9 protein-coding genes are annotated in these 13,693 nt (G+C 53.9%); 5 read left to right on the top strand and 4 right to left on the bottom strand.

Annotation, left to right across the window (positions count from 1 at the left end):
• Window positions 1-118: 118 nt before the first annotated feature.
• The 4 genes from CIP100161_RS01440 to CIP100161_RS01425 all read left to right on the top strand — a co-directional run bounded on the left by CIP100161_RS01440 (window position 119) and on the right by CIP100161_RS01425 (window position 5,170).
• Window positions 119-1,489 (top strand): MFS transporter, encoded by a 1,371-nt coding sequence (locus CIP100161_RS01440; RefSeq protein ID WP_155871344.1) that lies wholly within the window; start codon window positions 119-121, stop codon window positions 1,487-1,489.
• A gap of 80 nt (window positions 1,490-1,569) precedes the next feature.
• Window positions 1,570-2,571, top strand: a complete 1,002-nt coding sequence (locus CIP100161_RS01435; protein ID WP_155871342.1) for an ABC transporter substrate-binding protein — start codon at window positions 1,570-1,572, stop codon at window positions 2,569-2,571.
• Window positions 2,568-4,121 (top strand): ABC transporter permease subunit, encoded by a 1,554-nt coding sequence (locus tag CIP100161_RS01430; protein WP_155871340.1) that lies wholly within the window; start codon window positions 2,568-2,570, stop codon window positions 4,119-4,121. The genes CIP100161_RS01435 and CIP100161_RS01430 overlap by 4 nt, the downstream gene beginning before the upstream one ends.
• The gene (locus CIP100161_RS01425; RefSeq protein WP_155871338.1) at window positions 4,112-5,170 is read left to right on the top strand and encodes an ABC transporter ATP-binding protein; all 1,059 of its coding nucleotides are present in this window, start codon (window positions 4,112-4,114) and stop codon (window positions 5,168-5,170) included. Before CIP100161_RS01430 ends, CIP100161_RS01425 begins: the two co-directional genes overlap by 10 nt.
• Here CIP100161_RS01425 and CIP100161_RS01420 read toward each other — a convergent pair.
• Window positions 5,160-6,698: a catalase gene (locus CIP100161_RS01420; RefSeq protein WP_155871336.1), complete on the bottom strand. Its 1,539-nt coding sequence runs from the start codon at window positions 6,696-6,698 to the stop codon at window positions 5,160-5,162. The two genes, CIP100161_RS01425 and CIP100161_RS01420, sit on opposite strands and share 11 nt — an antisense overlap.
• Before the next feature lie 133 nt (window positions 6,699-6,831).
• Here CIP100161_RS01420 and CIP100161_RS01415 point away from each other — a divergent pair, with 133 nt between their 5' ends.
• Window positions 6,832-7,392, top strand: a complete 561-nt coding sequence (locus tag CIP100161_RS01415) for an RNA polymerase sigma factor (RefSeq protein ID WP_155874494.1) — start codon at window positions 6,832-6,834, stop codon at window positions 7,390-7,392.
• A gap of 6 nt (window positions 7,393-7,398) precedes the next feature.
• Here the strand turns inward: CIP100161_RS01415 and CIP100161_RS01410 are convergent, their stop codons facing one another.
• The 3 genes from CIP100161_RS01410 to CIP100161_RS01400 form a co-directional block, all read right to left on the bottom strand.
• Window positions 7,399-8,430, bottom strand: coding sequence for an aspartate-semialdehyde dehydrogenase (locus CIP100161_RS01410; protein ID WP_155871334.1), 1,032 nt, complete (start codon window positions 8,428-8,430; stop codon window positions 7,399-7,401).
• 272 nt (window positions 8,431-8,702) lie between these two features.
• Window positions 8,703-11,918: a DUF5979 domain-containing protein gene (locus CIP100161_RS01405; protein ID WP_155871332.1), complete on the bottom strand. Its 3,216-nt coding sequence runs from the start codon at window positions 11,916-11,918 to the stop codon at window positions 8,703-8,705.
• 345 nt (window positions 11,919-12,263) lie between these two features.
• Window positions 12,264-13,529, bottom strand: coding sequence for an aspartate kinase (locus CIP100161_RS01400; RefSeq protein WP_155871330.1), 1,266 nt, complete (start codon window positions 13,527-13,529; stop codon window positions 12,264-12,266).
• Between the last annotated feature and the right edge of the window lie 164 nt (window positions 13,530-13,693).

Here is a 13,693-nt window from a genome sequence, read left to right as displayed (position 1 = left end):
CTGCGGTCGGTAACAGCACTGTTACCAACTGTTACCTCTATGGTCACTATAGTTACCGAGCAGAGAGCACAATCGCAATTAGTTGATAAAAGTGATTGCGCACAAAGGAGTGCCTCGTATGTTTGCTTGGTTGCAAGCCCCCGGCCCTGCTGCCCCGCTGTCGGCGGAGCAGGTGGATCGCACCTACCCACGGATGCGCCTGCAGGTGTTCATGGGTATTTTCTTGGGCTATGCGGGTTTTTATTTGATTCGTAATAATATTTCGGCGATTGCCCCGCTGCTTATTGACGAAAACGGTGCGATTGATAAGCCGGCAATCGGCATCATCGGTAACGCTGTGTTGGTCAGCTATGGCCTGTCTAAGTTCTTCAGTGCCATGGTGTCGGATCGTTCTAATGCTCGCTATTTCTTGCCGCTGGGATTGGCCCTGTCGGCGCTGATGAACCTGGTGGTTGCGTTTGTGCCGTGGGTTTCGGCCAGCGTGGGCGTGTTCGCTACGGTGATGTTCCTTAATGGTTGGTTCCAGGGCATGGGTTACCCTCCTTGTGGCCGTATTGTGGTGCAGTGGTTCTCTACTAGTGAACGCGGTTGGAAGGGTTCACTGTGGAACACTTCTCACAACTTGGGTGCTTTTGGTTTGCCGGTGTTAGTCGGTATTGGTTTGAGTATGACGGGTCAGAACTGGCGTGCTGCTTATTGGCTTCCTGCGTTAGTTGCATTGATTGTTGCTTTGGTTGCGTTTTTGCTTATTCGCGATAATCCTCAGTCTGTCGGTTTGCCGCCTATCGACGACTACCGCAACGATCCCGCGAAGGTTGCGGAGGATACGGGCGAAAAGATTTCGACGAAGGATTTGGTATTCAAGCATATTTTGCACAGCCGCATCATTATGTTGTTGGCCATTGCGAATGTTTTTGTTTATGCCTTGCGTTATGGTGTTTTACACTGGATTACCACGTACTTGTCTGAGCAGCACCATATGAGCATCGGTAGCGGTCTGGTTGGTTTCGCCGCTTTCGAGTTGGCTGGCTTTATTGGTACGGTTCTGTGCGGCTGGCTGTCCGACAATGTGTTTAAGGGCAATCGTTCTGCTGCTATTTCGTTGTTCACCTTGGGCGCTGGTTTGTCTATCGCCGCATACTGGTTGGCTCCTGTGGGTACACCGTTCTGGTTGATGGTTATCTTCGTTGCCTTTATTGGTGGCTTTATCTATGGCCCTGTTGGCTTGATCGGTTTGCAGGCTTTGGATCTTTCGCCTCGTAATGTGGCTGGTACCGCTGCTGGTTTCACGGGCTTGTTCGGTTACCTGCTGGGTGCAACCTTGGCTTCGACTGGTGTGGGCTTCTTGGTTAAGTTCGCTGGTTGGAATGTCACGTTCATTGTGTTCTTGGTCTTTACGGTTTTGATTCTGGTTATTTTCCAGGTGATCTGGCGTGAGGAGAAGAAGTTGATGCAGGAGCGTGCTTTGAAGCTTGAGCAGGGTGTTTAGTTCCTGACTAGGAGAAGCGCTGGGGAGGAATTCCTCAGCGCTTTTGTTATCGTTGAGCGTGGACGCGAAGGAGAACCATAGTGTTATCAAAATGGTTACGGTTGCTTGCTGTCTGCGCTGTGGCGATGGTGTCGGTGGCTACGGTGTATCGGACGTTGTTTCCAGCTCGAACTGCTGTGACTATCATGTGTTCGAATGATGTGACGGTGTGTGAGCAGTGGAAGCGTGATATTGCTCGTGAGTTGGGGCTAAATGTTCGTTATGTGAGTTTGCCTACACAGGAGGCGTTGAGGCGGCTGCGTACGGGCTCACATGAGTTTGATGTGTGGGTTGGGGGGCCTTCGGAGAATTATCGACTGGCTGCACGATTGGGGTTGTTGCAGGCGGTGGATTTGTCGGCGGCGGGTGCAATTCCGGGGCCGTTTAAGGATCCGCAGAATCGGTGGTTTGGGGTGTATGCGTCGGTATTGAGTGTGTGTAGTGATCGTGATGCATTGGCAAAGTTGGGGGTGCCGGTTCCGCGTACGTGGTCGGATCTGATGCGTCCTGAGTTGCGGGGTTGGGTGTCGGCTCCGTCGCCGGTGTCGTCTGGTACGGGGTACGCGATGTTGTTGAGTATGCAGGCGGCGGGGTTGTCGCAGGATGAGATTGCGGCGATTGTAGGGAATGTGGATCGTTTTACACGTTCAGGTAATGCGCCGAGTGATGTGGTGGCACATGGCGAGGCTGCGGTGGCGATTTCCTATGAGCCGTATTGCCAGAATAAGACGACGCGTTCTGGTCGTGATGTGGAGATTTCTTATCCTGCGGAGGGTACATCGTTTGAGATTGCTTCTGGCGGTGTGGTGGCGCAGGGTCATAATAAGTCGGCGGCGTATGAGGTGATGAATTGGCTATTGTCGCCGTCGGGGCAGACGTCGGCGCGGCGGGTGGGGTTGCCACAGATCCCCACAAGCGATTTGGTTGTGGGCAATATTTCTACACGTTTGAAGGATTCGCACGGCATTGTTGCGGTGGATCCGGCGATTGCCGATTCTGAGCGCGATCGGTGGATGAGTTGGTTTTCGGAGCAACGGGCATGAGAACTGGGTTGTGGATTTTTTCAGTGGTGGCGATCGCCGCGGTGGCGGTGGGCATTCCTTATGCCATGTTGTTAAAAGCGGCAGGGTCGGGCACTACGTCGGTCGCACCGATCATCCTCAGCAGCGCCATTGCATTGTGTGCAACTTTTTTGGCGGTAGGCATTGGCACGGTGGGCGCGTTGGCAGCAGCGCAGTTTTCTCGTACTGCGGTGTTGCTTCTCGACGTCATCCTGTTGTTCCAGCTCACCATTCCGCATTTTGTTATCGGCGCTGGTTGGAAAACAATCATGGGCCGCACGGGCATTCACCTGTGCTCGCAGTGTAATTTTTCGGGCCTTGGGCCATTGTTGTTCACGTTCACGGTGGCGTTTACCCCGTTGGCGTATTTTGTGCAGCGTACGGCGTTGCGCTCGGTGCCACCTGACGAGGTGGATGCGGCTCGGGTGGCGGGTCTTCACGGATGGGCGCTGTTTCGCGCGGTGTATCAGCCGCGGTTGGTGTTGTTTGCCCCTGCGCTTGCTGTGTTTATTTTTAGTGCGGCGTTGTCGGATCCGGTAACGCCGAATGTGATGGCTCCGCGGGCGTCGTTAGCGGCAACACGGGTGTGGTTCCAAGGCGATCAGGCGGGGACTGCGCTGGCGCTTACGTTGCCGGTGGCTGGTGCGGTGGTCGTTGCGGGGCTGGTGTATGCACGGCTGTTGCGCAGTAATCCGGCATTGGTGGAGTTGTTTCATTTTGCTGGCGATTCTTCCGGCCAGCCACATCGTGCGGTGGGTACGCAGGTGCGTGCCCCGCAGGCGGTGTTGTGCCTCTTGGGTGCAGTTGCGGGATTATTTGTGCTGGTGGCGGCCTATCGTGGGTTTGTACATGGTTCTGAGACGCCAATGGGTAATGCGGTGGTCAATACGGTGGGGTTGGCGTTTTTGATGTTGTTGTGTTCGTTGTTGTTGTCGGCGGTTGCGTTGGGGGCGCGGCGTTCGTGTGGCCTGCGGTGGGGGTGGATGGGTCGTCGTAGTATCGATGCGGTGTTTGCATTGTTGGCGTTGTCGCCGGGGGCCGCGATTGGTTGTGGTTTGCAGATTGCGTCGAATCATCCGGGGGTGCATGGGCCGTGGGCGTCGTTAAGTTTGGTGTTGTTGGCATGTCTGCCGAGCTCGCTGGCTATGACGTATTTTTTGATGGTTTATATCGGTCCACTGATGTCGCGTTCGGAGTATATGGTGTCGTTGTTGCAGGGTGTTGGCCCGTTGCGGGCGGTGGCGTCGATTGTGTTGCCGCGTTCGACGAATGTGGTGATTTTGGGCTTTTTGATGGTGTTTTCTAATGCGTCGGTACTAGCGGTGCCGTTGTTGTGGGTGAGTTCGCCGGATACCCCCCTTCTGATGTTGCGGCTTTTCACACTTCTCGACGCAGCCAATTACCCGGCGGCGCTGTACATCAGCATGACTGTATCTCTTTTTATCGTGTCCCTTGCTGGGGCAATCGTTGTGAGTATTAATGGCGTGGGCTTGGCTGCCTTCGCTAGGAAACAGGTGGCACCATGGCGTTAATACATATTCAGGGTCTTAGTGTGACCAGTCGTGGGGCGCGCCTTTTGGACGATGTCTCTTTGGAGGCGGATCCTGGCGAACTCATTGTAGTTCTTGGGCGTTCTGGGGCCGGTAAGTCGACGTTGTTGCGGGCGTTGGCTGGTTTGATCCCTGCACAAGGTGTTGTGGAGGTCGATGGCGAGTCGTTGGCGGGCCGTCCGCCACATCAGCGCCCGATTGCGATGATGATGGATCAGCCGTCGTTGTTTCCGCATATGACGGTGGAGGATAATATCCGGTTTGCGGGGGATGCTGGTGCGCATGTGGCCATGTTGAGCCTTGGCATTGATCATTTGGCGTTGCGATATCCGCATCAGTTGTCGACTGGTCAGCAGCAGAAAGTTGCTCTTGCTCGCGCGTTGATTAAGCAGCCAACCTTGATGTTTTTCGATGAGCCGCTGGCCCATGTGGATACGTATTCTTCTGAGCAGTTAAAGAGCCAGATTTTACGGACGCATCGCCGGCTGGGGTGCACCACGTTTTATGTCACCCATGACATTAACGAGGCGTTTTCTATTGCCGATCGGATTATTTTTCTTTCCCATGGGCGGATTGTTCAGGATGCTTCGCCTCAGGATATGCGGGAGCAGCCTGCGTGTTTGGATATTGCGCGCCACCTTGGGGCTTCGATTTTTGTGCCCACGACCGGCACTGTTGTCCACTCCCCTTTCGGCACCGCTACTGCTACGGTGACCGCTTTGGACACGCGCATGGAGGTCGAGGCGCACCCAGATCTACGTTCTGGCGACGCGATGGTGATGGTGGGCTATCCCACGAGCGCCACGGCCACCCCGACTGGCCAGCAGGCCCGCCATTTGATGGGTGCTACGGGGCAGGTGATCCGCAACATTTATATGGGGGATCATCACGAGGTGGCTATCGAGACGACTCGGGGTCGCATTGTGTTGCATTGTTCGCCTGACGACGAGCTTGCCTTCGCCGCGCTTGGCGACGAAGTCCTCATCCACTGCGACCCCGAGAAAATGTGGGTGCTGCCTGCTACTTCTTAGCGGCGAATGCCTCACGGATTTTCGCACCGAGGTTTTCGTCTACTTGGGTCCAGTACCAGTAGACGCGCTCCTCGGTTTCTGGGGATACCCCTGCCATGGCATTGGTCACGTTGTCCACGAAACGTTCCTTGGCTGCGTCGTCAAAGACATCGCGGTAGAGGATTCCGGCTTGCATGAAGTCGTCATCGTCCGCGTGCTTGACATAGGCTGCGCGAGTCAGGTCGGTGCCGTGTGGATCTGGGTTGACGTAGAGATCCTGCGCTTGGCCGTAGGTCACACCGGAGGACGAGGTTTGGCCGTCGTCGAGGTAGCCGGCACCCTTGCCAAAGCGGTTCGGTGTGTACACCGGCGCGTCAGCTGGGTTGAAGTAGTAGGCCATGGCGCCTTCGTGCTGGTAGGTGTTCACCGATACCATTGGCTGGTTGATGGGCAGCTGCTGGTAGTTCGGGCCAATGCGGTGGCGTTGTGCGTCTGCGTAGGCGAAGGCACGGGCCATGAGCATGCGGTCTGGGGAGAGTCCAACGCCTGGGACGAGGTTGGCTGGGTCGAGGGCCAGCTGCTCGATCTGGGCGAAGAAGTTCTGTGGGTTGCGGTTGAGCACGAAGTAGCCGACGTCGATAAGCGGGTAGTCCTTCTGGGACCAAGTCTTGGTCAGGTCGAAGGGGTTCCAGCGGTAGGTTTCGGCCTCGTCGAATGGCATGATCTGAACTTTGACATCCCAAATGGGGAAGTCACCGCGCTCGATGGCGTTGTAGAGGTCTTCGCGCTGGTAGTCGGCGTTCTTGCCGGCCATTTCTTGGGCCTCTGCATCGGTGAAGGTTTCCCAGCCTTGGCGGGTCTTAAAGTGGTACTTCACCCACACTGGTTGGCCGTCTTCGTTGATCCACTGGTAGGTGTGGGAGCCGAATCCGTCTTGGTGGCGGCTGGTCTTTGGCGTGCCGCGGTCGCCCATGAGGTAGGTGACTTGGTGCGCGGATTCTGGGGTGCGGGTCCAGAAGTCCCATTGCATGTCAGCATCGCGCAGGCCGCTGGAACCGAGGCGCTTCTGGGAGTGGATGAAGTCGGGGAACTTCATGGCGTCGCGTAGGAAGAAGGTTGGGGTGTTGTTTCCTACGATGTCATAGTTGCCGTCTTGGGTGTAAAAGCGCAGTGCGAAGCCATGGACGTCGCGCCAGGTGTCTGGGGAGCCTTTTTCGCCAGCGACGGTGGAAAAGCGCACGGCCATGGGGGTGACGGTGCCTTTTTGGAAGAGCTTGGCCTTGGTGTACTGGGATACGTCTTCGGTGATGTGGAGTTCGCCGAATGCGCCGTGGCCTTTGGCGTGTGGATTGCGCTCTGGGACGCGCTCGCGGTTAAAGTGTGCGAGTTTTTCGATCAGGTGCAGGTCATTGAGTACGTTGGCGCCTTGTGGGCCTGCAGTAATGGAGATGTTTTCACTGGCGACGGGCTGTCCGCCGGCGCGGGTGGTGTGAGGAGCTGCTTCGGTGCGCTCGCCCTTGTTCAGGATTGGATCGACTGGGTTGGTCACGATGTCCCTCCTTAAGGGTTTCCTATCAAATGTGAGTCGATTAATAGCTTACATTAAAAAGCAAACCCTAGCAATAAATTTTTTTTGTTAGGTATTACCTACAACTAAAGGTGGAGTGCTAGAGTTCATGAACATGAAACCCTCCGAGCGTGATGATGATTACGTCACAGCACTAGCCCTCAAGGCTGGCCGTGGCGATCGCGCTGCTTTGACTGCCTTCATACGCGCCACTCAAACCGACGTATGGAGGCTGTTAGCCCACCTCGGAGGCACCGACATCGCCGACGATCTCACCCAAGAGACTTACCTACGCGTCATGAGCGCACTCCCCCGCTTTGCGGCCCGCTCCTCCGCGCGCACATGGCTACTCTCCCTCGCCCGACGCGTGTGGGTAGACAACATCCGCCACGACATGGCCCGCCCCCGCAAATCCGCCGCCGAAGTGGAACAATGCGATGGAACCACATCTAGCCTGTGGGCGGAGTGGGTCGATGCCCGTATGCTTATCGACGCCCTCCCCGCGGAACGTCGAGAAGCCCTGATCCTCACCCAAGTTTTGGGCTTCTCCTACGAGGAGGCCGCCAAGATTGCCGACGTTCGCATCGGCACGATTCGTTCCCGCGTGGCCCGCGCCCGTGCTGATATCGTCGCAGCTGCAGCTACGGAAACCAGCACCCACGAAACAGCGAGCTAAACCCCGTCAGACCAAAAGCTCAGCAATCTGGATGGCGTTAAGCGCAGCGCCCTTGCGTAGGTTATCGCCAGAGACAACAAAAACGAGCCCTTTGTTGTCGTCTACGGTCTGGTCTTGGCGGATACGACCCACAAGGGAGTCGTCTACACCTGCAGCGGCGAGTGGGGTTGGAACATCCACAACGTCGACACCGGCAGCATTTCTAAGCACTTCGCGCGCTTGGTCTGGGGTGATAGAGTTGTTGAATTCAGCGTGCACAACCATGGTGTGGCCGGTAAAGACAGGTACGCGTACGCAAGTGCCGGCGACCTTCAGACCTGGCAGGCCAAGGATCTTGCGAGACTCATTACGCAGTTTCTGCTCTTCATCGGTTTCCTCAGTACCGTCTTCCACAAGGTTGCCAGCAAATGGCAGAGCATTGAAAGCGATTGGTGCTACGTAGGGTCCGAGATCTTCCGATGCAAGCAGAGAGCCGTCGTGGACGAGCTCTACAGCACGGTCACCGATCTCAGAGACCTGCTTGATCAGAGTTTCTACACCGGCGAGCCCAGAACCGGATACCGCCTGGTAGGAAGCGACGTGCAGTTTGGTCACGCAGGCGACATCGTGAAGCGCCTTGACTACCGGCATGATTGCCATCGTGGTGCAGTTTGGGTTGGCGATGATGCCCTTGAGCACGTTGTTCTTTGCGTCTGGGTTAACCTCAGAAACGATGAGTGGAACTTCGTCGTCCTTGCGCCACGCGGAAGAGTTGTCCACTACGGTTGCGCCCGCTGCCACGAACAGTGGTGCGTACTGCTTGGAGGTGCTACCACCTGCAGAGAACAGCGCGATGTCGATACCCGCGAGGCTTTCTTCGGTTTGCAGAGCTAGGTCTTCAACCTCTATTTCTTGACCCTTGTAGGGCAGGGTAGTTCCGGCGGAACGCGCAGAGGCGAAAAATCGGATGGTGTCTAGCGGAAAGTCACGCTCTTCCAAAATCGAACGCATTACGCGGCCGACTTGGCCGGTAGCCCCGACAACTGCAACAGTGGTCATGGTCAAAGTTCCCTTTCTTTCGCTCCGAAGGGTATTGCATTTCATTGTGCGACACCCCTACTGAATACAGTAGCCTACACACAAAAACGCACACTATAAACTCTTCTATAACGTAAAAGAAGATCCAGCCAGCACCACGATACCCGTTGCATTTAGCTCCCTCATCCCATACAACATGCCGTCTAGACATTTGTAAATACCAAAGGAGGCGAAAGGTTTCCCCTTCGCCTCCTTATGAATAGGATGGCCGCTTATTTATAAGCTAAACAATCCTATGAGTTGTTACCGCGCCTGCGGAGGAATGCTCCCAACAGCACAAGGAGTGCAGCGATAACAATAAACATCCATACGTTAGCGCCAGTGCGCGCCAGAACCTTCTTTTCCTTCTGCGGCTTCTTTTCAGGAGCCTTGGGGGAAGGCTGTTGTTCCGACGGCTTCTGCGGTGCTGGCTGCGGTGCCGGAGTTGGGTGCGGGAACAACGGCAGCAACGGAATGATTACAAGTGGAATCAGCGGAATGAACCAAGGGAAATCAGGCTTGGAGTAAGCATTGGTTACACCTACTTCATAGGCCTTAACCGAGCTCTGAATGGTGATCTGACCATCCTCTGCAATCCGATGCGTCCACGTGGTTCCAGGGATACTTGCATCCCGTTCAGTAATGGTGCACTTGGTACCTGCAGGGAAAGATTCAGGAATCTCGGTTGCACCCTCACCAGTGATGTTCACAGAACCTTCAATAGCCTCGTTATTAAGGACGCAGCTGTAATCGAAGGTAAAGGTCTTGTCTTTTGCCTTATCCTTTGCCGGACCTTCAAGCTTCTTCACAATCTTGACCTTGCTTTCTGCGTACCTGTAGGTATTCGTCGCAGAAACAATCACGTCTTGTTTATCTTTGTCGATCGTGAATTCCTGGTTTTCCCAGCTTGTAATGAGCCTTGCGTCTTCCGCCTCGGCTTCCAGCTCTTTCACTGAACACTTGGTGCCCACTGGGAATGCGCGGTCAATTCCTACACGACCCTTGCCGTTGGTAACCCGGACGATCGCATTGCCTTCAGCCTCGCCGCACTGCCACGTAAACGTAAATTCCTTCGGCGTGACGATGCCTTCAGACGCATCCACGATCTTTTCAATTGCAAAGGTCCCCTTGTGCTGACGGTAGTTGTTCTTTGCAAGAATACTTACCGACGGCTCACCTTCAGCAGGAATCGTGAACTCTGCGGTCTCTCCTACTGACTTTTCGTTGACGCTTAAGTCAACGGTCCAGTCAGTGTCTTTAGCAGGGGCCTCAACTTCCGTGACCTTACAGGTAGAGGCTGCTGGAATGTTGTCGATTGCCTTCGGGGTTCCCTCAGTGACCTCTGCAGTGCCATTGATGACAGCGCCGGTTGGTGCGGTGCAGGTGTAGTTGAACGTGTAAGGACGCTTCTGCAATTCTTCCAGGTTGATTGCGTCACCGGTCACGTTCTTGGATAGTGTGAAGCCACCATGCTGTTGCTTATAGGTGTTGGTGGCAGTAAAGGCTAGGGTTTTATCCTTTTCGATCGTGAAGTCGTTCGGATCAAGATTTGTACCTTCGATCTTCCCAGTCCACGTAAAGCCGTTTGGCACCTTGGCATCCGACTCCTCGACGGAGCACTTTGCGCCAGCGGCAATGCCTTCAACCTTCTTTGTTTCACCGTTTTTGAGCTTAAACTCGCCGTTGTCAGCTCCACAGGTGTACTTAAAGCCAAATTCTTGATCTTTGAGCAGAGGCATTGCCTCAGCCGATGCCTCGATCTTCTTCTGGACGGAGAAGCTACCAAGATCCTTGGTATAAGAGTTGGTTGCAGCGAACTCTACCGGGGAGCCTTGCTCACCATCAGCTTTGATAGTGACATTGCCCTTGGGCTGTGCAGAAGTCAGTGAATAACCAGAAACCTTTGCACTCTCAAGGTCTTCCTCTATCGCACAGGTTGTCCCCTCAGGATATTCCCCCGATTGCCAGGGCTTGCTAGCAGTTACTTCTGCTGATTGCGGCTCTGTGCCGGCATCACCATCTGGTGCCTTACAGGTGTAATTGAACTTGAAGACTTTATCTTTCTGGCCAGCATCAAGGCCATTAACCGTCTTCTTGATAACAAACTTGCCCTTCTTAGCCTCTGGCTTATTGGGGTAGGTGTTTGTGACCTTGACATTTAGGGTGGTGGAGCTGTTCTTGTTGAACTTTACCGTTACGCCATTTTGGGTTGGGACAGTATAGGCAGGTTTGCCTGTGCCTTCGTCTATCACTTCAAATTTGACCCCAACACCCTCAGCGACGTTCTTTTCTGTAATAGAGCATGTAGAAGAAGACTTTTGGGTAAAAGTATTTGAAGTCTCACCTGCAGCAACGGAAATATTCTGCGTTGTGTCACCACATTTATACTCGAAATCAAATTTGTTTCCCTGTACAGGTGCAGTTTCCCCGACTACTTCCTTTTGAATCTTGATCTTGCCTTGGAAACCTTGGCCCACGCCACCAGCGTCGCCGCGGTCTACCTGAGCCTCTACATCCTTAATGCCATCAGGAGCATTGTCGACGGTCGCCTTATTCGTAATGTATCGAGCGTTGTCATCGGTTACAACAGATTCGATCTCAACAGCCAACGACTGTCCACGTGTCAAATAGCGACCATACTCATCAGGAACCATCCGGACAGTTATGCCACCGTTTGATTCCTCACACGTCCACCTCTTGGGATCAATAGGAGTGTCATTGATGGCCGTATGGGGATAAGGAGTGCGGTCATTAACTTTCACGTCAGTGCATCGAATTAAGAGCTGTGGATTTCCAATGTCCTTGATCACGACGGGACTATAAACATCGTTAGAGGCTGTACCTACAAAGACTCCCCATCGAACGTTATCTTCCACAGAATCATAAACGCCGGTCTTCGATGTTGTTTGTTCAAGTCCACCGATGCCTTCTTCAGGTGTCTTCCCGTTGAGATTCCCACCTCCTTGGCATCCTGAGAAGTACAGGGGGTAGGAGGTGTTCGCGGTAGTTTTTGTCCTGTCCCACTGGACGCTGAAAAACGCAGTACCCGAAATATCGCCATGAGTTTTCGCATAATCAGTAAGGGTGAAAGTCCATGTCTTGGTGCCTCCATCCCACGCACCTTTAGCAACTTCCTGACCATCAGAAGAATACAGACTTAAATCTTTTCGCCCTAGACGCACAAGCTCATCCGGCACCTTTAAAGTGAACTGATCGCCGGGGTTAGCGTCAGAGTCTACTTTCCAATTGAACTGTACATCTGCACCTTCCCCGTAATTTCCGACGAAGATTCCATTTTGAATCGTGGAATTAGGCTTCCATTGAAGATCACTAACTGTGCCCTTACACTCTGCCGCACCAGCAGAAGGAACACGAGGGGAAACCACTAGCCCCACGCAAACAACGACCACCATCATTAGGGCGATCAGCCTGCGTATTGGGAAGCGTTCATAAAAACGCGAATCGACCATCTTCACTCTCTCTTAATTTTTACAAGGCACCTGAGGCTTCCCAATCAAAATGAGCGTCACATGACTAAGTCAAAACCTCGAGGGCCATGCCGCATAATCGTTTCGATATGCAACACTGGATTTGACGATTGGGCACCATGACCTCACGGCCATTAAAAATTAAGAATAGCAGAAATACTAGTTAAGTTTTATTCACTTTTTAGAGATTCTTGCATGAATTTTCACATCTACCTTTACCTCACTTTAAGGTGAGACCCATGCAAAATTACACAATCACATCAAAAGACCTCTTGCCCACTATTGGCGAGAGGTCTTTTATCACACGGTTTTCTTAAAAATCCTCGCTTACCGACCAGTACCGGCGTAGACAACTGCTTCGGTTTCGCCACCGAGCTCAAATTTCTCGTGGATGGCACGAGCTGCCACATCGACGTCCGATTCGCGGATCAGTACTGAGATGCGGATTTCGGAGGTGGAGATCAGTTCGATGTTCACACCAGCGTCACGTAGTGCTTCGCAGAACTCTGCGGTGACCCCTGGATGAGATTTCATGCCGGCACCGACAAGGGAAACCTTGCCGATCTGGTCGTCGTAAAGCACGTTCTGCCAGTCATTCTTTGTCTGCAGGTTGCGGAGCAGTTCCATGGCGTGGGGGCCGTCGGCACGCGGACAGGTGAAGGTGATGTCGGTGCGGTTATCTTCGAGGGAGGAGATATTTTGCAGCACCGTATCGATGTTGATTTCGGCGTCGGCAAGTGCACGGAACACTGCAGATGCACTGCCTGGGGAATCTGGGATACCCAGAACCGTAATCTTAGCCTCAGAGTTGTCGGTCGCTACACCAGTTAGTACTGCTTCTTCCACAGGGATATCCTCCATCGAACCGGCGACCAATGTGCCGGGATCATTGCTATAAGACGAACGAACGCGCAGTGGCACGCCAAACGCGCGGGCGTACTCGACACTGCGCAATACCAAAATCTTGGAACCGCTTGCGGCAAGCTCCAGCATTTCCTCGAAACACAGCTTTTCCAGTTTCTGCGCGTTAGAAACAATGCGGGGGTCCGCCGTGTACACACCATCTACGTCCGAGTAGATCTCGCACACATCAGCATTAAGCGCCGCCGCCAACGCTACTGCGGTGGTATCGGAACCGCCACGACCTAGCGTGGTCACGTCCTTTGATTCGCGGTTCACACCTTGGAATCCGGCGACAAGACAGATCTTGCCCTCGTCCAAGGCTTCACGTACACGCCCGGGAGTAACGTCGACGATGCGCGCGTTTCCGTGGCGTTCTGTGGTGATCACACCAGCTTGTGAACCTGTAAACGACTGCGCTTTCGCTCCAAAGGATTCAATAGCCATGGCCACCAACGCATTCGAGATACGTTCGCCAGCCGTCAACAACATATCCATCTCGCGTGCTGGCGGAACTGGATTCACCTGCGCTGCAAGGTCGAGCAGCTCATCGGTGGTATCCCCCATGGCAGAGCACACGACGACTACGTCGTGCCCCTGCTTCTTAGTGGCCACGATCCGTTCAGCGACACGTCGGATTCGTTCTGCGCTTTCTAGCGAAGAACCTCCATATTTCTGTACTACAAGTGCCACGGGGCTACGCTCTTCCCGGAACGCCACAACACTGCGTTAACCAGCATGTGCGCCCCTCGTTCAAGATCATGAAATTACGAATTTCTATACTACAGTCTATTTTGATCACTGCATATAATTCCGCACGATATTTACAGTATTCGGGGGTGAATAGTGCAGAGGGA

This window comes from Corynebacterium rouxii, from assembly GCF_902702935.1.
Taxonomy (GTDB): Bacteria; Actinomycetota; Actinomycetes; order Mycobacteriales; family Mycobacteriaceae; genus Corynebacterium; species Corynebacterium rouxii.
The sequence above is the reverse complement of the archived record's forward strand: the minus strand, read 5'-3'. Positions and strand labels throughout refer to the sequence as shown.

Coding starts and splice junctions, on each gene's coding strand:
- CIP100161_RS01440 (WP_155871344.1), top strand. CDS start 119: ATGTTTGCTTGGTTGCAAGCCCCCGGCCCTGCTGCCCCGCTGTCGGCG.
- CIP100161_RS01430 (WP_155871340.1), top strand. CDS start 2,568: ATGAGAACTGGGTTGTGGATTTTTTCAGTGGTGGCGATCGCCGCGGTG.
- CIP100161_RS01425 (WP_155871338.1), top strand. CDS start 4,112: ATGGCGTTAATACATATTCAGGGTCTTAGTGTGACCAGTCGTGGGGCG.
- CIP100161_RS01415 (WP_155874494.1), top strand. CDS start 6,832: ATGAAACCCTCCGAGCGTGATGATGATTACGTCACAGCACTAGCCCTC.
- CIP100161_RS01410 (WP_155871334.1), bottom strand. CDS start 8,430: ATGACCACTGTTGCAGTTGTCGGGGCTACCGGCCAAGTCGGCCGCGTA.
- CIP100161_RS01405 (WP_155871332.1), bottom strand. CDS start 11,918: ATGGTCGATTCGCGTTTTTATGAACGCTTCCCAATACGCAGGCTGATC.